Source organism: Tessaracoccus sp., from assembly GCF_016714275.1.
Taxonomy (GTDB): Bacteria; Actinomycetota; Actinomycetes; order Propionibacteriales; family Propionibacteriaceae; genus Arachnia.
On sequence record NZ_JADJNP010000001.1, the window covers coordinates 31520 to 51425 of the forward strand.

Sequence of the window (19906 nt, forward strand, 5' to 3'; positions counted from 1 at the left end):
CCCCGAGCCACCCCTCAGCTCAGCCCTTCGCCGACGACTTCTTCTTTGGTGTCGCCTTCTTGGTTGCCTTCTTCACCGGCACCTCCAGCTTGAAGGAGATGGTCTTGCCCTCGTCGACTACGACCGTCGGCGCGACGTACGCGTTCTCCTTGACGTAGCGCTTTCCAGCGGTGCTCGTGTACGTGCGTGTCCGCGAGATCACGTCGTTGCGGAGGTTGTCGTCGAGGTGGACCAGCAGCGCGTCGAAGCTGTCGATGGGCACCTTGAGGGGGAACTCCGTCGGCTCTCCGCCCGGAAGGCCGGGGAAGGGCTGCGGCACGCCGACCTTCACCGAGACGGTCTTCTTCGCACTCAGCGGCACCCTGACCGTGAACTCGCGGTACTCGGTGACCCTCTTCGCGCCCGGAACCGGGCTCAGCACGGCGCGGAACGTGTAGGTCTTGCCCCGGGTCGCCTTGGCAGTCCCTCCAGCCTTGACCTTCTTCCAGGTGCCCTTGTTCAGGACCTGCACCCCCGTGACGCGCGCCGCGCGGAAACCTTCGGTAAACCGGGTCGTGATGTTCACGCCCAGGATCTTGACGTCCTCGAAGGGGTTCATCTGGATCTGCGCGATGTCCTCGGCGACTTCGGCCCCGACGATGTCGGCGAAGCCGAGGTCGGAGGAGTACCGGTTGTGGTTGGTCAGCGTTCCCCGCTTGCCGTTCTCGCGCCGATAGTCGATCGACCACGACACCTTGGCCGTGCCCTCCCCCTGGTTGTCGAGCATGCGGACCGCGTCGTTCCCCAGCTGCGCTCCGGCGATTCCCGGAATCAGGAGGTCAGCGGAGACGTAGGAGACCGCCGTGCTGCTGTGCGAGCCCAACCTGCTGACCGAGGTCACCGCGATGCTCGGAGCCGGGGCACCCAGCTTGCCGCGCACGCCGGCGATCCTGTCGTCGGTGATGGTTCCCTTCGGCCGGCCGATGTCGCTCACCAGCTTGTAGGAGCCGCCAAGGTCGGGAACGATGTACGCGGCGGATGCGCCGTGGAAGCTGGCCCCGAGGTTGGAGTTCCAGTTGGCCGGGTGCCCGTAGGCGAACACGTCGTCGCCACACACCGCGGTGACCGTGCCGACGCTCGCCGACGCGACGGCGCCGTACGCGTAGGAGACGGCGATGTTGCCGCCGGGGATGATCGGGTAGTCCTTGCCGCCCAGGGCGCCGCTGTCCGCGGCAACTCCACTCGGCGTCACGGGCTTGTACCCCTTGACGGCTTTTGCCAGCCGCTTCGAGATCTTGTCGAGCTTCTTTGCGGTGGTGCCGACGGTGACACGCACCGGCTCGATGCGCTCGATCTGTCCGGAACTCTTCGGCGTGCCTGCCGGTGCGTCGACGAGCTGGTTGACCTCCTTCTGCAGGGCGGCGTTGGCCTTCTTGACGCCCGGCAGGTCGCCGATGGTCTTCATATAGGCCGCGGGGGTCACGCCCGCCACGTCGTCGTCGGGGAGCCAGCTGAAGCCGTACGAGACCGCGCCGATGAGGGCGCCGTTGGCGTCGTAGACGGGGGAACCGGAGGAGCCGGCCCACACGCCGGTCTTGGCGACGGTGTCGCCACCCAGCCGCACCAGCAGGAGGTCGCGGGGATTGCCGTAGGCGTCGGAGCCCAGCGCATTGTCGAGCTTGCCGACGTACTCCCCGGTGAACTCCGTCGGCGTTGCGCCCTTTGTCGTGGAGAGCCACGTCACGGCCTGGCCTTCCACAAGACCCGAGATCGGCGCGATCGCAAGCTCCTGGCCCGGAACGTCGCAGAAGACGGCGGCCTCGTCCGGTGCCGCGTGAACCGGTGGCACCAGCGCCACCGTGCCGATGAGGGCGGCCGCGACCGCCACCCCCACGACTCTCTTGCCTCTTCGCGATTGCTCCACGATCATGACGGCCCCCTGACTAGGTAAAATGGCTTCGTTTACTAGACCCTAGCGGGTAGAACCCCCATCGCGTCGCAACGCCCACCCATCGTCACCTTTGGTTGATAGGCGGTATCGTCCAGAGTCATGTTTCCCGCGGCCGTCCTCTCCTGGGTGTCGACGTCCGCGACGGCGCTGTTCTTCGTGCTAGTCGGCGCGGGCGTCGATGGTTCCCTCTCCCCCGCGGGATGGGGAACGAGCATCGTTCTGGTTGTCCTCGCGGCGGCCGCCTCGGCGATGAGCGCCATGCGCACGCAGCGGGCCGTCGGAGCTACGGAGGGGCTGCTGCGCCGTCGGTTGGTCCGGGCGATGTACGACGCAGGGATCGCCGGTGCGGGACCCAGCGGGCAGTTCCTGTCGCTGGCGACGGCGGGCGTGGAGAAGGCCGCACAGTATCGCGCCGGGTTTCTGGGCCCGATGCTCGGTGCGATGACGGCGCCACTGCTCGCACTCGGTGTGATGGCCGCGTTCGTCGACGCTCGCGTAGCCGGGCTGCTCGCACTGTTCGTGCTGCTCGTGCCGGTGGTGACCGGAGCTTTCCGACGTGCCGTCCGGCCCGTCGGCGCGGAGTACCGACGCACGCAGGGCCGGTTGACCGCGGCTTTCCTCGACGCGGTGCAGGCCCTGGAGACACTCGTCTACGCGCGAGCGGGGCGCCGCGTCGGGCGGGAGCTCGCGCAACGCGGCGAGGACCATCGCCGCGGCGTCATGCGTCTCCTGGCCGTCAATCAGCTCCTGATCCTCGTCCTTGACCTCGCGTTCTCCCTCACGCTTGTCGTCGCCGCCGCGGCGCTGGCGCTGGACCGCGTCCAGCAGGGCGCGCTCACGCTCGGGGAAAGCGTCGCCGTCATGCTGATCGCGCTGCTTGCTACGGGCCCGGTCGATATCGTCGGCCAGTTCTTCTACATCGGCATCGGCGGGCGTGCCGCGGAGGCGCAGCTGGAAAACGCCATGGGACGCGAAACCCGGACGCCCCGGGCCGGAAATGGCGGGTCGTCGTCGGCAGCCCTGGAGCTGGTCGACGTCACTGTGTCCTGGCCAGGCGGTCCGACGGTGCTCGACGGCTTCTCGCTGGCGGTGCGGGCCGGCGAGCGCGTCGCGCTGGTGGGGCCGAGCGGGGCGGGAAAGTCCACCGTCGGCGCGCTGCTGCAGGCTCATCTGTCCCCCTCCGCGGGCAGCGTGTTCGTCGACGGGCTCGACGTCGCGGCATCCGAAGCCGCGGAGGTGCGGGCGCGGTTCTCAGTCGTCGAGCAGCGCACCTTCCTGTTCTTGGGCACGATCGCGGACAACCTCCGCGTCGCCGCCCCCGGGGCGACCGACGAGGAGCTGTGGGAGGTGCTCCGGCTCACCGGGCTGGCCAACGAGGTGGCGGCGATGCCGCGGGGTCTCGACACCCGTGTCGGCGAGCACGGCGCACTGCTCTCCGGCGGCCAAGCCCAGCGGCTAGGGATTGCCCGGGCTTGGCTCCGCGACGCACCCATCCTCCTTCTCGACGAGCCTACGAGCCAGGTGGACCTGGCGGGCGAGGCGGCCGTCCTCGAGGCCCTCGACCGACTGGCCGTGGGTCGCACGGTGCTGATGATCGCGCACCGTCCCGGGGCGATCCTCGCGGCCGACCGCGTCGTCGAGCTGGCACCGTCGCAGGGGGTCCCGACGTGACCCGGCTCGCCCTCACGCGGTGGCTCGTCAGCCACACGCGCCGCCTCATGCCGGTCCTGGGGCTGGCGGTGGGCGCGCGCATCCTCGGTCAGTTGGCCGGCGTCGCGCTGCTCGTCGTGGCGGTGTCGGCACTGTCCGACGCCTGGATCCGCGCCACGCTCTCCTCCGCCTCTCCGGACTCGCGAACCCCGGAGCCGCTGTGGCCGGTGGTCGGCGCGCTGGTGGGCATCGCCCTGGTCAAGGCGGCGCTGCGCTACCTCGAGCACTACGCCGGACACTGGGTGGCCTTCACCGCACTACAGCGGCTCCGGGACCTCTTCTTCGTGCGCCTCGTCCCCCAGGCCCCGGCGGCCACGCGCGGGCGGGCCGGCGCCGAGCTGACCCAGCGGGCCACGCGCGACATCGACCGGATCGAGGTGTTCTTCGCGCACACGCTCCCACCGGCCGTGGCGTCTGTCGTGGTGCCCGCCGTCGCTCTGACCTGGCTGGGCGTCGCCGTCGACAGCGCTCTCGCGGGCGTCGCGGCCGTGTTCGTGGCCGCCAGCCTCGCGGTTCCCTGGCTTGCCGGGCCTGCGACCTGGGCCGCTGCGCGCCGCACCGCCCGCCGACGGGGCGCGCTGGCCGCCCACCTCGGCGACGACGTCCAGGGCCTGCGCGAGGTGCTCGCCTTCGACCTAGCGGACGCGCGCCTGTCCTCGCTGGACGCCGCGAGCGCCGAGCTCGCGGCGGCCCGCCTGTCCTCCGGACGGGCGCAAGGTCTCCGTGCGGCCCTCGGCGCGGCGCTGCAGCTCGGCTCGCTCGTGGCGCTCCTGACCGTCGCGGGCGTCGTCGATGCCACCCCGAGCCAGCTCACCATGGGGGCCGCCGTCGTCGTCGCCCTCTGGAAGCCGACGCAGGGCATCGATGACTTCGTCACCGGCCTCGACGAGTCTTTCGCCGCCGCGGAACGCGTCCACGCCGTCGTGGAGGCCGCTCCGAGGGTGGCCGACCCCGCGGATCCGGCGCCCGCGCCGTCGAGCTGCGCCGTGGCGCTCGACGGGGTCTCGCTGACCTACCCGGGAGGCTCATGTCCCGCGCTGGATGACGTGTCGCTGTCCTTCCCCGCCGGCTCGTGGAGCGCGGTGGTCGGCGTGTCCGGCAGCGGCAAGTCGACCCTCGCGCACCTGCTCCCCCGCGGCTTCGACCCGGACTCCGGAGTCGTCCGCCTCGGCGGCACGGATGTCGCGCGCCTTTCACTCGACGACCTGCGGTCCCGCGTCGGGTTCGTCGCGCAGCGCCCGACGACGCTCTCGGGAACCCTCGCCGACAACCTCCGCCTCGCCGAGCCGGAGGCCTCTGACGAAGAGCTCGTCGCCGCGCTGCGCGTCGCGGCGCTCGACGATTGGCTCGCGGGGTTGCCGCAGGGTCTCGAGACGAGGATCGGCGAGCGTGGCTCGACGCTGTCCGGCGGTCAGCTGCAGCGCATCGCGCTGGCGCGAACCCTCGTCGCGCGCCCCTCGGTCCTCGTCCTCGACGAGGCGCTCAGCCAGCTCGACGGCCCGACCGCGCGCGTCGTACGAGACCGCCTAGCGGCGCTCCCGGGGCCGATGACGGTGATCGAGATCACCCACCGCGTCGACCTCCTCGACGACGACGCGTTCGTCGCCATCCTCGACGCCGGCCAGCTCGTCGCCTTCGGTGCAGCGGCCGCGCTCAGGAGCCACAACGAGGCGTTTGCGCTCCTCCAGGCGAGGCTAGGGAGCTAGCGGTTCATCGCCGCCGACACGTCGCGTCCATGCTCCTGAGTCTGTCAGAGGCAGCCGATAGCTTCAGGGTATGTATCGCACCATCGCCGTCCACGGCTACCGATCGCTGCGCGACGTGGCGGTCCCCCTCGGTCGCGTCACGGTGGTGACAGGCCCCAGCGGATCGGGCAAGTCCAGCCTCTACCGGGCGCTCCGGCTGCTCGCGGGTTGCGCGCTAGGTGACGCCATCGGGTCGCTCGCCCGCGAGGGCGGTCTCTCGTCGGTGCTGTGGGCCGGGCCGGAGTCCCTCGCAGGCGCTCGCCGCACCGGGCTCGTGCAGGGCACCGTCCGCAGCGGGCCCGTCTCGCTCCGCCTGGGCATCGGCGCCGACGCGCTGAGTTACCTGGTCGACCTCGGCCTCCCTCTCCCCTCGCGCAGCGCCTTCGTGCGGGACCCGGAGATCAAGCGCGAGGCCGTGTGGGCGGGCCCCGTGATGCGCACCGGCACCCTGATCGCACGGCGCAAGGGGCAGCGCCTCGAGGCCCGCAACGATGGCCCGTGGACCGACCTCGCACGTCGCCTCCCGCCTCACCTCTCCATACTGGAGGAGCTGCCGGAGGTTTGCGCCCTCAAGGAGGACCTCGCCGCCTGGCGGTTCTACGACGCGCTCCGGACCGACGCCGACGCCCCTGCCCGCCAACCGCGGGTAGGCACGCGGACCTGGGCGATGGCGGGCGACGGGTCCGACGTAGCTGCCGCGTTGCAGACCATCATCGAGCGCGGCAGCGCGCCCATTGAGGACGCCGTGGAGGACGCCTTCCCCGAGAGCAGCCTCGCCATTAGGGCGAACGACGGCGTCTTCGACCTCACGCTCGCCCAGCCGGGCATGCTCCGTCCGCTCCGGGCAGCCGAGCTGTCGGACGGCACCCTGCGCTACCTCATGTGGCTAGCTGCGCTCTATGCACCCGTTCCTCCTCCGCTGATGGCGCTGAACGAGCCGGAGAACAGCCTCCATCCGTCGCTGCTCAAGCCGCTGGGCCGATTGATCGCACAGGCGAGCGAGCGCACGCAGGTGGTCGTCGTGACGCACTCGTTCGCGCTCCGCGCCGCTCTCGTGGCCGCGCTGCCCGAGGCCGACCTCAGCGTCGTCGAGCTGGAGAAGGACACGGGCGAGACCACGGTCGTCGACCAGGGCCTCCTCAGTCGCCCGGCGTGGGAGTGGGGATCGCGGTAGCGGCGCCCCTCACCGGCACTGACGAGCGCCTCAGGATCCGTGGCGCTCCGCGTGGGTGACCCAACCGGCCTCCGCCGGCAGCTGACGCAGGCTCCTCGTCGACGCCGCGAGCACGGCCGCGACCAGGCAGATCGAGGCGGCGAACACCAGTGTCCAGCCGCGACCGGCGACACCGAGCCCGATGCCCGCGACCAGGGGCGCCAACGGCATCGCGCCGCTCGCGAACACCGAAAGGGCGCCGGTCGCCCGGCCGATCAGGGCCGACGGCGTTGCCACCATGAAGTAGCCGAGCAGCGCCGCGTTCAGCGCCGGCGCGCCGGCGATCGACACGGCCATCAGGATCGTGATGCCCAGCGGGTTCGTGACCAGCGGAAGAAGCAGCGTGGCGCCGGCGATCAGCATCAGGCCACCGATAGTGAGCCAGCCGGCCGGCACGCGGGCGACGAGGAACGGGGCGACGAGCGCGCCCACCAGCATGCCGGCGCCGAGCCCGCCCGTGACCAGGCCGATCACCGTCGGCGATGACCCTGTCTGCTGTAGCGAGTACACGACGGTGCTCACCGCGGCGTTGAAACCCAGGTTGATGAGCGTGCTGACGAGCAGCGCACCGCGCAGGTCCGGGCGCGAGAAGACCCAGCGGAACCCGTCTGCCAGCTCGCCGAAGAAACGACGCTCCGCGGGTCCGGATTGACTCTCCCCCGCCACCGGCTCCTGCGGTCGCGCCCACCTGGGCAGGAGCGCCGCCGACGCCGCGGCCACCAGCTGGCACGCCACGAGCGCGAGCCCGACGACGGGAGCCCCCAGCCCCAGCAGTACGCCCCCGAGCGGCGAGCCCGCGAGCGCGAGCACGGCGTCGCGGCCCTGGTTCGACGCTTGCGCCCTGCCCAGGGCGGCGGCGGGCACGATGTCCTTGAGCGCCGCCTGCGTGGCCCCGCCGAACAATCCGTTCCGGACGGCCATCGCGACGTTGAGGCCCAAGAGCGCGACGAACGTGAGCGACCCCGTCGCCACCCAGGTGAAGAGCAGCGCGAGCGCCAGGCCGATCGCCGCGCCCGTCAGCATCATGCGGATCCTGCTGTGCCGATCTGCGAGGACCCCGCCGACGAGGGAGGCGACGACGCGCGTTCCCACGCCCGCGGCACCGATGATGCCGGCCTTTACCGGGTCATCGGTGACCATCAGCGCGAGCAGCGGAATGGCGAAGCCGGCCAGCGCGGATGACAGCTCGAAGGCCGTGTCGCTGACCAACCACGTGGGATAGCCCCCTGCCCAGAGCCGGGAGGGTGCCGCGGGCGGCGCCGCGTCGGGTGCTGACTGAATGGTGCTCATGCCCACACCCTAGATCCGCAATTTCATTTGCGCAATCTTTTTTGCGCGACTTTTTTCGCGGGTTTCACTAGGCTGACCGCATGACGGACAACGGCAGTGGACTACGCCAGGCGCCCAGCATGTCGGCCGACGTGCTCAAGGCGCTCGCCAACCCCCTCCGCCGACAAGTGTGGAACGAGGTCACGCGGACGCGGTACGCCCGCGCGGCGGACCTCGCAAAACGGCTCGACCAACCGGCCAACACGCTGAGCTTCCACCTGCGCGTGCTCGCGCAGGCGGGCCTGATCGAGGAGGCCCCGGAGAAGGCCCGCGACAAGCGCGACCGCGTGTGGAAGCCGACCCGCGGCGCCATGTCACTGGGATCGCCGGAGGACCCGGTCGCCGACAAGGTCCTGGGCGACGTCGTCATGGCGGGCTTCATCGACGACGCCCGCTCGCTACTGACCCGCGTCGCGACGTGGGCAGGGTCCTACGTCACCGGCGAGGACGCGGTGGAGCGCGGCGTGTACACGACCGCGACGCTGCGGTTGTCACGCGAGCGGTTCATCGCGCTCATCGATCGGCTCGACGAGGTCGTCACCAGCTTCCGGGACGACCCGGAGGACGACGAGACCCTCACCTGGGAGCTGTCGATGATCGCCGCGAGCGAGGAGATCTAGGAGAGACCTGGTTTCTCGCTCGCCGAACGACGGCAGTAACTACCATTCGTCCCATGGAGAAGGATGGCGCCTCGGCGGCCCACGCACGGGAGCGCAGGGCGCTGTGGCTGTCCTTGGCAGCCTCCGCCGTTCTCGGGGTCGTCGCCGCGGTGTGGGGGCTCCTGGCAGGGTCGATGGTGATCATCCTGGACGCGGTGTGGTACCCGGTGAGCCTCCTCCTCACCTATGGCTCGATCGTCGTCGCCCGCATCGCGGCCGAGCGCCCCACCCGGACCTACCCGTACGGCCGCAGCGCGCTCATCCCGCTGTTCGTGATCGCCCAGGCGGTGGTCCTGTTCGCCTTGCTGGGCTATGCGTCACTCGAGGCCGTCCGGGTGATCCTGGACGGCGGGTCTGAAGTCGCTGGCCTCGCCTTACTGAGCTACGGCATCTTCTCCACCCTCGCCTCCCTTGCCATCTGGTGGGTGCTGCGCCGAATGAACGACGGCCAGGCGCTGATCGCGGCGGAGGCTGCGGCGTGGCTTTCGGGAGTCGTCGGGAGCGCCTGCGTCGCAGCGGGCGGCCTCTTCGTCCTGCTCGTGCGCGGCACCCCGCTCGAACGGCTCTCGCCCTTCGCGGACTCCGCCCTTGTACTGGTGGCCAGCGTGCTGCTCATGGCGGTCCCCCTCGGCCTGCTTCGCTCCTCGATCCGGGAGGCGCAGAACTCGATGCCGGCTCGAGACGTCGTGGCACGCGTAGAGGAGGTGATCGCCGCGGTCACCGCGGAGGAGGGGCTACCGACGCCGATCACCCGGATCGGGCTGATGGGCGGGCTCCTCACCGTCGAGGTGGCCTACGTCCTCGCCCCCGGCGAAGGGGACGTCGCCTGCGACGACCGCGTCCGGCTCTCCCTCCGCGACGGTCTGGCCGACCTGCCCTACGAGGCGTGGGTCGTCGTCGAGTTCAGCCACCGCCGGGACCTGGTCGAGTAGTCACGCCGTCAGCCGACGCCACCGCCCCAGTTGGGTCGCGCAGATCACGGCGCCCAGCGCGATGATCACGATGGCGCCGAGGAGACCGCCGCCCGGGCCGAGGTGGTCGATCACTACGCCGCCGATCGCGGTGCCGAGCGCGCCGCCGGACGTCATCGCGGCGTGCAGGAAGGCCTGCGCCTCCGTGATCCGATGCGGCGGGGCGAGCGCGTCGATGCCGTTCTGGAACATGATCAACGTCGGCGCGATCGTCAGGCCGGTGAGGAACATCAGCGGCAGGATCACCCACAGCGACGTCGTCCCCGTCAGCATCAGGATCGGCAGCGGGACGAGCGTGAGCGCGAAAAGGGCCAGCATCAGCGCGGTGCGCCTGAACTCGTCGCCGGGCCAGTGCCGCGAGCCGTAGAGCAGGCCACCGATCGTGCTGCCGCCCGCGATCGCGGCGAACAGGAAGCCGAGCCGGTCGGCGCTGCCGAGCACGAGTTCGGCCGTTGCGACGAAGGCCGTATCCATCTGGCCGAACCCGACGGCCATGCACAGCGCGACGAGCAGCACGAGGGCGAGGCCCGGTGCGGTCAGCGCCGTGCTCGCTGTGTTGCGCCCGACGGCGGCGCGCGGGGCGTCGGCGTCGAGCACCACGAGGTCGGCGGAGCGCCAGGAGCGGGCGGCTGAGGTCGACGAGTAGGCAACCGAGCCCACGGCCATCAGGGCCGCGGTGACGAGCAGGGGCACCTGTGGCGAGCTGAACGCCGCGAGCAGCGAGAGCAGCAGCGGACCGCAGACGAAGATCAGTTCGACCGCGGACGCATCCAGGGCGTAGCCGAGGCGTCGGCGCTCCGCATCGGGGAAGATCACCCGCCACGCTGCGCGCATCGCGGGGCTGACCGGCGGGAACACGAGGCCGGTCAGGATCGCGAACCCGATCAAGACGAGGTCACCCGCGCCCCCGACGGCGGCCAAGCTCAACGCCGCCAGCGCCGCGGAACTCACCAAACCCGTGCCGACAAGTACCTTCGGTTGTCCCGCCCGGTCCATGGCCCGTCCCCAGATCGGCGCGCTGATCGCCGTGGCGAGCGCGAACGCGGCGGTGACGACGCCCGCGATCGAGTACGACCCCCGCACCTGCTGGATCAGGACAATCATCCCCAGGCCTGCCATGCCCACGGGCAGGCGCGCGATGACGGCGGCGAGGAAGGGACGCAGGGCGGGACCGTGCCCGAGGACGCGGCCATAACCGCGGAGACCGAGGGGAGAAGACATAGCCGGCCTACGCTACAGGGCCACGAGACGAGGACCGAATCCAGGCCGAGTCGACGCCGCAGGCCCCGGTCAGCGGCGGCTGACGACGACCGTGCCGAGGAGCAGGTCGGGCAGCGCCCGGCGCTCGGCCCCGACGACGAGAGCCGGCAGCACGATGCATTTGAGCGCGGTCCGGACGATGGGCCGCCACCAGCCGAGCGGCTGCCCATCCACCCGCACGATGCCGATGCGAGCGATCAGTTGACCGAACGAGCCTCCCGTGAAGATGGTGAGGAGGCTGGCCTCGATGAAGTAGACGACGAGGATCATGAACGACTTCCAGCCGGAGCCGACCATCACGTCCATCCCGAAGAGTCCGATCGCGACGACCATGCTGGCGGCCCAGTCGCCGACCATTGCCCCCACCCGAGCACGCCAGAGCGCCAGCGACCCAGGACCGGATTGCGGGAGGCCGATGGTCGCGCCGGGGTACTCGTCGGTGCTCGTCACGCGCGAGAGCCTACCGGGCGCCACCCCGGCCAGGTATTCCGGTTTCACCCACCAGCGAAAAGCCGCTCGTGGGTTCCACCGTTGATCGGCCCGTATGGAAGTGTGTCGGCCATGGACATCTTCTTCGGACGGCCGTGGGTTGACCTGCGGCGCCAGGCCAGCGCGGTCTGTCGCGGCTGACGCCCCGCCCTCATTCCCCTCGAAGAAAGCCGCACACATGTCTCAGACAACAACCGACTCCTCCGTCGCGCCCAATGCCGGCCAGCCCGCTCCGGCGAAGCGTCCCTTCTACACCAGCCTCGCGTTCCAGATCGTCGTCGGCCTGATCGCGGGCCTCGTGCTCGGCTTCGTCGCCGTCGCCCTCGGCCCCGTCGGCGCCGAGGGCGAACCGAACTGGCTCACCACCCTCCTGACCGAGGTCGGCAAGGCCTATGTCTCGCTGCTGACCGTCCTCGTCATCCCGCTGGTGGTGACCGCGGTCATCTCCTCGGTGGCCCGCCTGCGCCAGGTCGCCAACGCCGCGCGCCTCGCCGTCCAGACCCTCGTCTGGTTCGCCATCACGGCGCTGGCGTCCGTGATCGTCGGCATCGTGCTCGGCCTCGTCTCGAAGTCCTGGCTGACCGCGGGCGTGACCGGCGACGCCGCCAAGGACCCGGCAAGGGTCGGCGAGTGGACGGCGTTCATCACCGGCCTTGTGCCGTCCAACATCTTCGGCCTTTCGGTCAGGGTGGCGGGCTCTGTCGAGGAGGGCTTCACCGCAACACCGAACTTCTCGATCCTGCAGATCCTGCTGATCTCCATCGCGCTCGGCGTCGCTGCCCTCAAGGTCGGCGCCAAGGCCGACCCGCTGATCAACCTGACCGAGTCCGCCCTCGCCGTCGTCCAGAAGGTGCTGTGGTGGGTGATCCGCCTCGCCCCCATCGGCACTGCTGCGCTCATCGGCAAGGCCGTCGTCGCCTACGGCTGGAACTCGCTGGCCTCACTGGGCGCGTTCGTGATCACCCTGTACGTGGGCCTGCTGATCGTGTTCGTCGCCGTCTACCCGCTGGTGCTGAAGCTGCATGGCCTCGGCGTCGCGCAGTTCTACCGCAACGTATGGCCCGTCATCTCGCTCGGCTTCGTCACCCGCTCGTCGATGGGCGTCATGCCGGTCACCGAGCAGGTCGCCGAGCGCAACCTCGGCGTCCCCCGCGAGTACGCCTCGTTCGTCGTCCCGCTGGGCGCGACGTCGAAGATGGACGGCTGCGCCGCCGTCTTCCCCGCGCTGGCCGCGATCTTCATCGCACAGTTCTACGGCATCCATCTGAACATCGGCCACTACCTGCTGATCGCCTTCGTGGCCGTCATCGGGTCGGCCGCGACCGCAGGAACCACCGGCGCGACGGTGATGCTGACGCTCACGCTGTCCACGCTCGGCCTGCCGCTGGCCGGCGTCGGCCTCCTGTTGGCGGTCGAGCCCATCGTCGACATGGGCCGCACCGCGCTGAACGTCACCGGACAGGCGCTGGTGCCGACCATCGTCGCCAAGCGCGAGGGCATCCTCGACGAGAAGGTCTACAACGCGAAGCCCAGCTTCGACGCGGTCTCCGTGTAGCACCTAGACTTCCCCTCCAAGGGCCCCGGGACTCCGCAAGCGTTCCGGGGCCCTCCTGCGTCTCCAAAGGCGGCCTTCGTCCCGCCTGACGCCCGTCCTGATCCACGCCTTCAGGCGCGACAGACCACTGGTCGTCGTTACGTCCCTGAAACGAACGCGCAACTACGGGGCAACGCCGACCCACTACCGTCTGGGGTGCAGTTGATTTACTCCCATTAAGGAGCCCCACAATGTTCCAAGGCGCAGACGACCTCCTGGCCTACATCAAGGAAGAGGGCATCGAGACCGTCGACGTCCGCTTCTGCGATCTTCCCGGCGTCATGCAGCACTTCACTGTCCCTGCCGGCTCGTTCGGCCCCGAGGTCTTCGAGGACGGCCTGAACTTCGACGGTTCGTCGATCACTGGCTTCCAGAAGATCCACGAGTCGGACATGTCGCTGCTCCCCGATCCGACGACGGCCTATGTCGATCCGTTCCGCAAGTCGAAGACGCTGAACGTGAACTTCTTCGTTCACGACCCGCTGACGAAGGAGCCCTACTCGCGCGACCCGCGCAACATCGCCCGCAAGGCGCAGAGCTACCTCGCCTCGACCGGCATCGGCGACACCGCGTTCTTCGCCCCCGAGGCCGAGTTCTACGTGTTCGACGACATCCGCTTCGACACCTCGGCGAACTCGTCGTACTACCACATCGATTCCGAGGCAGGTGCCTGGAACACCGGTCGCGTGGAGAACGGCGGCAACCGCGGGTACAAGGTGAAGTTCAAGGGCGGCTACTTCCCCGTCGCCCCCGTCGACCACTTCGGCGACCTGCGTGACGACATCGTGCGTCACATGGAGAACGCCGGCCTTGAGGTCGAGCGCGCGCACCACGAGGTCGGCACTGCCGGCCAGGCCGAGATCAACTGGCGTTTCGACACGCTGTTGAAGTCCGCCGACGACGTGATGAAGTTCAAGTACCTCGTTAAGAACACGGCGTGGGAGGCGGGCAAGACCGCCACCTTCATGCCGAAGCCGATCTTCGGTGACAACGGCTCCGGCATGCACTGCCATCAGTCGATCTGGAACGAGGGCAAGCCCCTGTTCTACGACGAGAACGGCTACGCAGGCCTCTCCGACATGGCCCGCTACTACATCGGTGGCCTGCTCAAGCACGCGCCGGCGCTGCTGGCGTTCACGAACCCGTCGGTGAACTCGTTCCACCGGCTCGTTCCCGGCTTCGAGGCCCCGGTCAACCTCGTGTACTCGCAGCGCAACCGCTCGGCCTGCATCCGCATCCCGATCACGGGCTCCAACCCGAAGGCGAAGCGCATCGAGTTCCGCTGCCCCGACCCGTCGTCGAACCCCTACCTGGCGTTCGCGGCGATGCTGCTGGCCGGCATCGACGGCATCCAGAACCGGATCGAGCCGATGGCCCCGATCGACAAGGACCTGTACGAGCTGCCCCCGGACGAGCACGCGGAGGTTCCGACGGTTCCCGGCTCGCTCGGCGCGGTCCTCGACGCCCTCGAGGCCGACCACGAGTTCCTGCTCGCCGGCGACGTGTTCACGCCCGACCTGATCGAGACGTGGATCGAGCTGAAGCGCGGCGAGATCCAGGCGATCGCGATGCGCCCGCATCCGCACGAGTTCGAGCTGTACTACGCGCTCTGATCTCTCGATCCGGAAGGGCTCCCGCCAGGCACCAGGCTGGAGCCCTTCCCTGTTCCCCGGCACCGGCGCCGGGTGGGCTCGGTGCCGCGAATCCCGGCGGGGCTCCAGCGGGTCCCACTAGGATCCGGGCATGACGGCGCTGTTGATCGTGGGCGGACTCGTCGCCCTCGTCGTGGGTGCCGAGATGCTCGTTCGCGGCGCGGCGGCGCTGGCGCTCCGGCTGGGCATCCCGCCGATCGTCGTCGGGCTCACGGTCGTCTCGATCGGCACAAGCCTTCCCGAGCTGGCAGTCGGCATCGACGCCGCCCGGATCGGCGCAGGGCCGCTGGCCGTCGGCAACATCGCAGGCACCAACGTCGTCAACGTCCTGCTGATCCTCGGGCTCAGCGCCGCCATCGCGCCGCTCGCCATCGCCCGCAACACCATCCGCTTCGAGCTGCCGATGATGGTGGCGGCCTCGGCTCTCCTGACGTTGCTTGCCCTGGATGGTGAGATCTCTCACATCGACGGCGCCATCCTCCTGCTCCTCGCTGTCGTCTTCTCCGTCCAGGTCGTACGCCAGGGGCGACGCGCGCAGGCCGCCGACGCCGACGTCGAGGTCGACCTGCCCCCACCCGGCAACCCGTGGGTCGACGGCGCGCTGCTGATCGGCGGCATGGCGATCGTGATCCTCGGCGCCGACTGGCTCGTCCACGGCGCCGTCGACGCCGCCCGCGCACTCGGCGTCTCCGAGGCCATCATCGGCCTGACGATCGTGGCGATCGGTACGTCGATGCCGGAGCTGGTCACGACGCTTGTCAGCACGTTCCGCGGCCAACGGGACGTCGCGATCGGCAACCTGATCGGCTCCAGCGTCTACAACCTGGCGTTCATCCTGGGCGCGACGTCGCTCGTCGCTCCCCTCGAGGTGACGCAGGAGCTCATCCGGATCGACCTTCCCGTCATGCTCGTGGTCTCGCTGATCTGCATCCCCGTCTTCCTGACCGGCCGCCGGGTCAGTCGCGCCGAGGGCATCGCCTTCATCGCCGCCTACGCCATCTACCTCGGCGCGCTGCTGACCCTGCGCACCTAATAAGGTTGACGCCATGATCCGAGGCATTGTGGTGCGTGAGGGCGCGGTCGCGCTGGAAGAGTTCACCGAGGAGTTCCTGGGCGACGGCGACGTGCTCGTCGACGTGGCCTACTCGGATCTCAACTACAAGGACGCGCTCGCCGTCACCGGGAGGCCGGGTGTCGTGCGCACCACGCCGCTCATCGCGGGAATCGACGTCGTCGGCACCGTCGCCGAGTCCGACGACCCGCGCTGGGCTCCCGGCGACACGATCATCCTCAACGGCGCCGGGCTGTCCGAGACCCGCAACGGCGGATACGCGACGCGCGCCCGCATCGACGGCGCCCTTGCCGTCGGCCTTCCCGAAGGGCTGACCGCTGCGCAGGCCGCGGCGCTCGGCACCGCCGGCTACACAGCGGCGCTTTCCGTGCTGCGGATCATCAGCGAGGGCATCCAGCCGAGCCAGGGGCCGGTGCTGGTCACTGGCGCAACGGGCGGCGTCGGCTCCGTCGCGACCATGCTGCTCGCCACGGCAGGCTTCGACGTGACGGCGACCACCGGGCGCGTCGACCAGTTCGAGGCCTACCTCCGCGACCTTGGCGCGGCCGATGTCCTCCCCCGCGCCGACCTTGAGGGAGCGGGGCGCCCGCTGCAGAAGGCCGTGTACGCGGCGGTCGTGGACTCCGTCGGCGGGGAGAGCCTCGCCAACGCGATCGCGCGTACACAGCCGCACGGCGTCGTCACCGCCTGCGGGCTGGCCGGCTCGTCGGCGCTCCCGTCGTCGGTGATGCCGTTCATCCTGCGCGGCGTGACGCTCGCCGGCATCGACTCCGTGTGGGCCGACGCCGACGACAGGGCCGACGCCTGGCGCATCCTCGCCCGCGGCGTCGACCTCGACCGGCTCGAGGCCCTTACCACCCCTGTGGGCCTCGACGGCGTGATCGCGGCCGGGGAGGAACTGCTGGCCGGCAAGCGGCACGGCCGCACGCTCGTGACGATCTGACCGCGCCCGCGCCTATAACGCGACGAACGGCTGCTCCGGCGCGGCGTCGATGATGCCCGCGCCGGCCAGGAAGTCCCCCATCCGCCCGAACGCCGCCTGATCGATCGCGACGCTGACGGCCCCATCGACGAGCCACAGCTCGCTGGTGGCCTTCAGCACCGCCGCGGCCGCGTCCCGCTGCGCGGCGTCGGCGAGCGCCGGCACCTGCTTGGCCGTGGCGTCCAGCGCGATCTCGGGGTTGGCGATGATCGCCTCCTCCGCCTTGCGCATGCCCTCGGCGATGGCGCGCAGCACGTCGTCGCTCGGGCCGCCGGCGGTGACAAGGCTCGGGCCGACGAGCTGCGGGGCCGCGGCGTCGACCACGGGCACCGTCGTCACCGGCTTGCCTTGGCCCTTCAACTGGACGAGCTCGTTGTTGCGGAACCCCATGATGAAGTCGACGTTGCCGCTGGCCAGCGCGGAGAGCTGGGTGTAGCCGATGTCCTGAAGCGTGAGGTCGGCCTCCGTCAGTCCCGCCTGGTGGATCGCAACAAGCGCGGCGTAGTAGCTGGAGCCGTAGTGGCCGGGGATGCCCAGGCGCTTGCCCTCGATGATCCGCAACGGGTTGTCGGGGAGGTCGATCTCGCCGACGCCCATCACCTCCAGCGGGTAGGTCTGGTACGCCGTCGCGAACGACTTCAACGCCCTGCCGCCGGCGGCGGCGACGATCGCCTCGTCTGCGGAGGCGAACACCACGTCCTCCTCGCCCTTCAGCACGGCGCCGAACACGTCCTCCTGTTCGCCGTGGTGGCGGAGCGTGACGTCGAGGCCGTCGAAGAGGCCCTGCTCGACACCCACATAGAAGGGACTGAACTGCACGTTCGGGATGTAGGTCAGGCCGACGGTGACCTTCGTGGCACCGGGGGCCGACGGGGTGGGCGTCGGGCCGGAGCAGGCGCCGAGGCCGAGGGCGGTGCCCGCGGCGAGGCCGCCGAGCAGGAGCGTGCGGCGAGCGATCACGAGTCTTCTCCTTGGAGTCGAGCGATGGCGGCCCGCTCGGCGAGCTGGACCAGGTAGTAGAGGGTCATGGCGGCGAGCGAGATCCAGGCCACGACGGCGAACACGGCGGCCGTGTCGGCGGCCTCGCGCGAGAGCGTCAGCAACGTCCCGAGCCCGGATCCGCCCATCACCATCTCGCCGACGACGGCGCCGGTCATCGCGAGCACCAGCCCGCCTCGCACGCCGGCGAGGGCCGCGGGCGCGGCCATGGGCAGCTCGATGTGCCACAGACGCTGCCACCCGCCCGCGCCGTCGAGCAGCGACTGCTCGATCACGCGCATGTCGAGCCCACGGAAGCCGACGACGGTCGTGGTGACCATGGGGAAGAAAGCGACGATGGCGCACAGCACGGCGATGGGGACGGTGCCGTAGCCGATCCACAGGACGAGCAGCGGCGCAACGGCCACCAGCGGCACCGTCTGCGAGAACGCGATGACGGGCTCGAGCACCGCCGCGAGCAGGCGGGAGTGGCTCACCATGATGCCGAGCGGGAGGGCGACGGCCACGGCGATCGCGGCGCCGGCCAGCGCGGCCAGGAGGGTCGGCGCGAGGTACCGCCAGGCGATTCCCAGCCGCGCCTGGGCGGCCATGCGGGCCGCGACATCGAGCGGGCTGGGGAGGTACAGCGGATCGACGGCGCCGGCGGCGGTGGCCGCGAACCACACCAGTAGCACGAGGACGAGGCCGACGGCGGCCGGAACCCAGCGTAAGGGACCTGGATGCGTACGCCCGGGATACGCAGACCACACCCCGAGATGCGCGAGACTACGCGCCCTGCGTCGCTGTGCGGTGGTCACTGCCCCGTCCTTCCTTGAGGCCCGGGGTGCGCGAACGACAGCGCCGCCACACGCCGGCGTCGAAACGCCGCGTGCGCGCTGTCGCGCGACGCGCTCCTCCCATCCAGACTCTCACTGTCGGTCTCGGAATTTCACCGAGTCAACCCTTTAGCCTCACTCCCGTGGGAGCGGCCGCGGGGGTCGCGGACTGTCACCGCCGGTTCGGACTTACACCGACCCCGGAACACGTATGCGTCAGCCTACCTTTCGACACGGTCGCCGTCGACTTCGGCTGCCGATAGGCTCGGCGGGTGCGTCTCGCCCTCGATCACCGCCACACGCTCGCCGCCAGCTATGTTGGCTACGTCACTCAGGCGATCGTGAACAATCTCGGTCCGCTGATGTTCCTCATCTGGCACGGCAGCTTCGGCATCTCGTTCTCCGCACTGGGCGCGGTCGTCGGGATCAACTTCACGCTGCAGCTGGTGGTCGACGCGGTCGCACCCAAGGCGATCGACGCCGTCGGCTACCGCGTCAGCATGGTGTTCGCCCACGTCGTCGCGACGCTGGGCCTGATCGCGATGGGGACGCTGCCTTTCATCGCGCCTACTCCCCTGATGGGCCTCATCGCGGCGACCTGCATCTGCGCGGTCGGCGGCGGGCTCCTCGAGGTGCTGGTCAGCCCCGTCGTGGAGGCCTGCCCCACCGAGAACAAGGCCTTCCACATGAGCCTGCTGCACTCGTTCTACTGCTGGGGTCACGTCGCCGTCGTCGCGCTCACCACCGTCGGGTTCGTCTTGCTCGGCGAGGAACGCTGGCCGTTGCTGTGCTTCGCGTGGGCGGTCGTGCCCGCGCTCAACGCCGTCGTACTGCTAGTGGTTCCCTTCTTCTCGCTCGTCGAGGACGGCCTGGCGATGCGCTACAAAGACCTGTTCCGCAGCGGCACGTTCTGGCTGCTCGTCTTGTTGATGCTGGGCGCGGGCGCCTCCGAGCAGGCCATGAGCCAGTGGGCCTCGGCCTACGCACAGGCCGGGCTCGGGCTCAGCAAGACCACGGGCGACCTGCTGGGCCCCATGGGCTTCGCGGCCGCGATGGGGTTCTCTCGGGTTCTGCTCGGCACCCGCGCCACCGTGACGAACGTGCGGGGCATCATGCAGCTGAGCCTCGCTGCCTGCGTCGTCGCCTACCTTCTCGCGTGGCTGGGTCCCTGGCCCTGGCTGGGTCTCGTGGGCGTGATGCTGTGCGGATTCTCAGTCGGCATGTTGTGGCCCGGGACGTTCACCGTCGGCTCCCACGAGTTCCCTCGCGGCGGCACGGCCATGTTCGCGCTGCTCGCGCTGGGCGGCGACGCAGGGTGCGGCCTCGGGCCGTTCGTCGTCGGTGCCGCCGCGGACCGGTTCGGCTCGCTGCAGTCCGCGCTCGGCGTCGGCGTGATCTTCCCAGCCCTCATGCTTGTCGGGCTGTTCGCCCTCGGGCGGCTTCACCGGGACAGGAGACCCGTCACCGCGCCGTGACGAACACGCAT

General features: G+C 70.2%; 16 protein-coding genes and 1 riboswitch. Of the genes, 10 read left to right on the forward strand and 6 right to left on the reverse strand.

Annotated features, from left to right (window positions below):
* Positions 1-19 precede the first annotated feature (19 nt).
* A complete protein-coding gene (locus tag IPJ61_RS00175) occupies positions 20-1909 on the reverse strand; it encodes a hypothetical protein (protein WP_297101834.1) in 1890 nt (629 codons plus the stop codon).
* Positions 1910-2029: 120 nt separating this feature from the next.
* Here IPJ61_RS00175 and IPJ61_RS00180 point away from each other — a divergent pair, with 120 nt between their 5' ends.
* The 3 genes from IPJ61_RS00180 to IPJ61_RS00190 all read left to right on the forward strand — a co-directional run bounded on the left by IPJ61_RS00180 (position 2030) and on the right by IPJ61_RS00190 (position 6559).
* Entirely contained in the window at positions 2030-3601 is a 1572-nt protein-coding gene (locus tag IPJ61_RS00180) for an ABC transporter ATP-binding protein/permease (protein WP_297101838.1), read from the forward strand.
* On the forward strand, positions 3598-5346 hold the full coding sequence (locus tag IPJ61_RS00185) for an amino acid ABC transporter ATP-binding/permease protein (RefSeq protein WP_297101841.1): 1749 nt from the start codon (positions 3598-3600) through the stop codon (positions 5344-5346). The genes IPJ61_RS00180 and IPJ61_RS00185 overlap by 4 nt, the downstream gene beginning before the upstream one ends.
* Positions 5347-5416: 70 nt before the next feature.
* Positions 5417-6559 carry an AAA family ATPase gene (locus tag IPJ61_RS00190; protein ID WP_297101846.1) on the forward strand — a complete coding sequence of 381 codons (1143 nt, stop codon included), beginning with the start codon at positions 5417-5419 and terminating at the stop codon, positions 6557-6559.
* A 30-nt stretch (positions 6560-6589) separates the two neighbouring features.
* On the opposite strand, the gene IPJ61_RS00195 is transcribed toward IPJ61_RS00190, so the two are convergent.
* Positions 6590-7888 carry an MFS transporter gene (locus IPJ61_RS00195; protein WP_297101848.1) on the reverse strand — a complete coding sequence of 433 codons (1299 nt, stop codon included), beginning with the start codon at positions 7886-7888 and terminating at the stop codon, positions 6590-6592.
* A gap of 80 nt (positions 7889-7968) precedes the next feature.
* Here IPJ61_RS00195 and IPJ61_RS00200 point away from each other — a divergent pair, with 80 nt between their 5' ends.
* The gene (locus IPJ61_RS00200; RefSeq protein ID WP_297101850.1) at positions 7969-8547 is read left to right on the forward strand and encodes a winged helix-turn-helix domain-containing protein; all 579 of its coding nucleotides are present in this window, start codon (positions 7969-7971) and stop codon (positions 8545-8547) included.
* A gap of 53 nt (positions 8548-8600) precedes the next feature.
* Positions 8601-9518 carry a cation transporter gene (locus tag IPJ61_RS00205; protein WP_297101853.1) on the forward strand — a complete coding sequence of 306 codons (918 nt, stop codon included), beginning with the start codon at positions 8601-8603 and terminating at the stop codon, positions 9516-9518.
* Here IPJ61_RS00205 and IPJ61_RS00210 read toward each other — a convergent pair whose 3' ends face one another.
* Both IPJ61_RS00210 and IPJ61_RS00215 read right to left on the reverse strand, forming a co-directional pair.
* A complete protein-coding gene (locus IPJ61_RS00210) occupies positions 9519-10778 on the reverse strand; it encodes an MFS transporter (RefSeq protein ID WP_297101856.1) in 1260 nt (419 codons plus the stop codon).
* A 69-nt stretch (positions 10779-10847) separates the two neighbouring features.
* Entirely contained in the window at positions 10848-11267 is a 420-nt protein-coding gene (locus IPJ61_RS00215; RefSeq protein WP_297101859.1) for an RDD family protein, read from the reverse strand.
* A gap of 217 nt (positions 11268-11484) precedes the next feature.
* Here IPJ61_RS00215 and IPJ61_RS00220 point away from each other — a divergent pair, with 217 nt between their 5' ends.
* The 4 genes from IPJ61_RS00220 to IPJ61_RS00235 all read left to right on the forward strand — a co-directional run bounded on the left by IPJ61_RS00220 (position 11485) and on the right by IPJ61_RS00235 (position 16567).
* On the forward strand, positions 11485-12861 hold the full coding sequence (locus tag IPJ61_RS00220) for a dicarboxylate/amino acid:cation symporter (protein WP_297101862.1): 1377 nt from the start codon (positions 11485-11487) through the stop codon (positions 12859-12861).
* A 230-nt stretch (positions 12862-13091) separates the two neighbouring features.
* Positions 13092-14513, forward strand: coding sequence for a type I glutamate--ammonia ligase (gene glnA, locus IPJ61_RS00225; protein WP_297101863.1), 1422 nt, complete (start codon positions 13092-13094; stop codon positions 14511-14513).
* Positions 14514-14643: 130 nt separating this feature from the next.
* Entirely contained in the window at positions 14644-15585 is a 942-nt protein-coding gene (locus IPJ61_RS00230) for a calcium/sodium antiporter (protein ID WP_297101865.1), read from the forward strand.
* Positions 15586-15598: 13 nt separating this feature from the next.
* Positions 15599-16567: an acrylyl-CoA reductase family protein gene (locus IPJ61_RS00235; protein WP_297101867.1), complete on the forward strand. Its 969-nt coding sequence runs from the start codon at positions 15599-15601 to the stop codon at positions 16565-16567.
* 12 nt (positions 16568-16579) lie between these two features.
* Here IPJ61_RS00235 and IPJ61_RS00240 read toward each other — a convergent pair whose 3' ends face one another.
* Both IPJ61_RS00240 and IPJ61_RS00245 read right to left on the reverse strand, forming a co-directional pair.
* Positions 16580-17566: an ABC transporter substrate-binding protein gene (locus IPJ61_RS00240; RefSeq protein ID WP_297101869.1), complete on the reverse strand. Its 987-nt coding sequence runs from the start codon at positions 17564-17566 to the stop codon at positions 16580-16582.
* Positions 17563-18402 (reverse strand): ABC transporter permease, encoded by an 840-nt coding sequence (locus IPJ61_RS00245; protein WP_297101870.1) that lies wholly within the window; start codon positions 18400-18402, stop codon positions 17563-17565. Before IPJ61_RS00245 ends, IPJ61_RS00240 begins: the two co-directional genes overlap by 4 nt.
* Before the next feature lie 87 nt (positions 18403-18489).
* Positions 18490-18632: riboswitch (FMN riboswitch) on the reverse strand.
* A 60-nt stretch (positions 18633-18692) separates the two neighbouring features.
* On the opposite strand from IPJ61_RS00245, the gene IPJ61_RS00250 reads away from it, so the two are divergent.
* Positions 18693-19895 (forward strand): MFS transporter, encoded by a 1203-nt coding sequence (locus IPJ61_RS00250; RefSeq protein WP_297101872.1) that lies wholly within the window; start codon positions 18693-18695, stop codon positions 19893-19895.
* The last annotated feature ends 11 nt before the right edge of the window (positions 19896-19906 follow it).

What these genes read in the sequence shown, in the direction of transcription:
- IPJ61_RS00175 (WP_297101834.1), bottom strand. Translation starts at nt 1,909, where the DNA reads ATGATCGTGGAGCAATCGCGAAGAGGCAAGAGAGTCGTGGGGGTGGCG.
- IPJ61_RS00180 (WP_297101838.1), top strand. Translation starts at nt 2,030, where the DNA reads ATGTTTCCCGCGGCCGTCCTCTCCTGGGTGTCGACGTCCGCGACGGCG.
- IPJ61_RS00190 (WP_297101846.1), top strand. Translation starts at nt 5,417, where the DNA reads ATGTATCGCACCATCGCCGTCCACGGCTACCGATCGCTGCGCGACGTG.
- IPJ61_RS00195 (WP_297101848.1), bottom strand. Translation starts at nt 7,888, where the DNA reads ATGAGCACCATTCAGTCAGCACCCGACGCGGCGCCGCCCGCGGCACCC.
- IPJ61_RS00200 (WP_297101850.1), top strand. Translation starts at nt 7,969, where the DNA reads ATGACGGACAACGGCAGTGGACTACGCCAGGCGCCCAGCATGTCGGCC.
- IPJ61_RS00205 (WP_297101853.1), top strand. Translation starts at nt 8,601, where the DNA reads ATGGAGAAGGATGGCGCCTCGGCGGCCCACGCACGGGAGCGCAGGGCG.
- IPJ61_RS00210 (WP_297101856.1), bottom strand. Translation starts at nt 10,778, where the DNA reads ATGTCTTCTCCCCTCGGTCTCCGCGGTTATGGCCGCGTCCTCGGGCAC.
- IPJ61_RS00220 (WP_297101862.1), top strand. Translation starts at nt 11,485, where the DNA reads ATGTCTCAGACAACAACCGACTCCTCCGTCGCGCCCAATGCCGGCCAG.
- glnA (WP_297101863.1), top strand. Translation starts at nt 13,092, where the DNA reads ATGTTCCAAGGCGCAGACGACCTCCTGGCCTACATCAAGGAAGAGGGC.
- IPJ61_RS00230 (WP_297101865.1), top strand. Translation starts at nt 14,644, where the DNA reads ATGACGGCGCTGTTGATCGTGGGCGGACTCGTCGCCCTCGTCGTGGGT.
- IPJ61_RS00235 (WP_297101867.1), top strand. Translation starts at nt 15,599, where the DNA reads ATGATCCGAGGCATTGTGGTGCGTGAGGGCGCGGTCGCGCTGGAAGAG.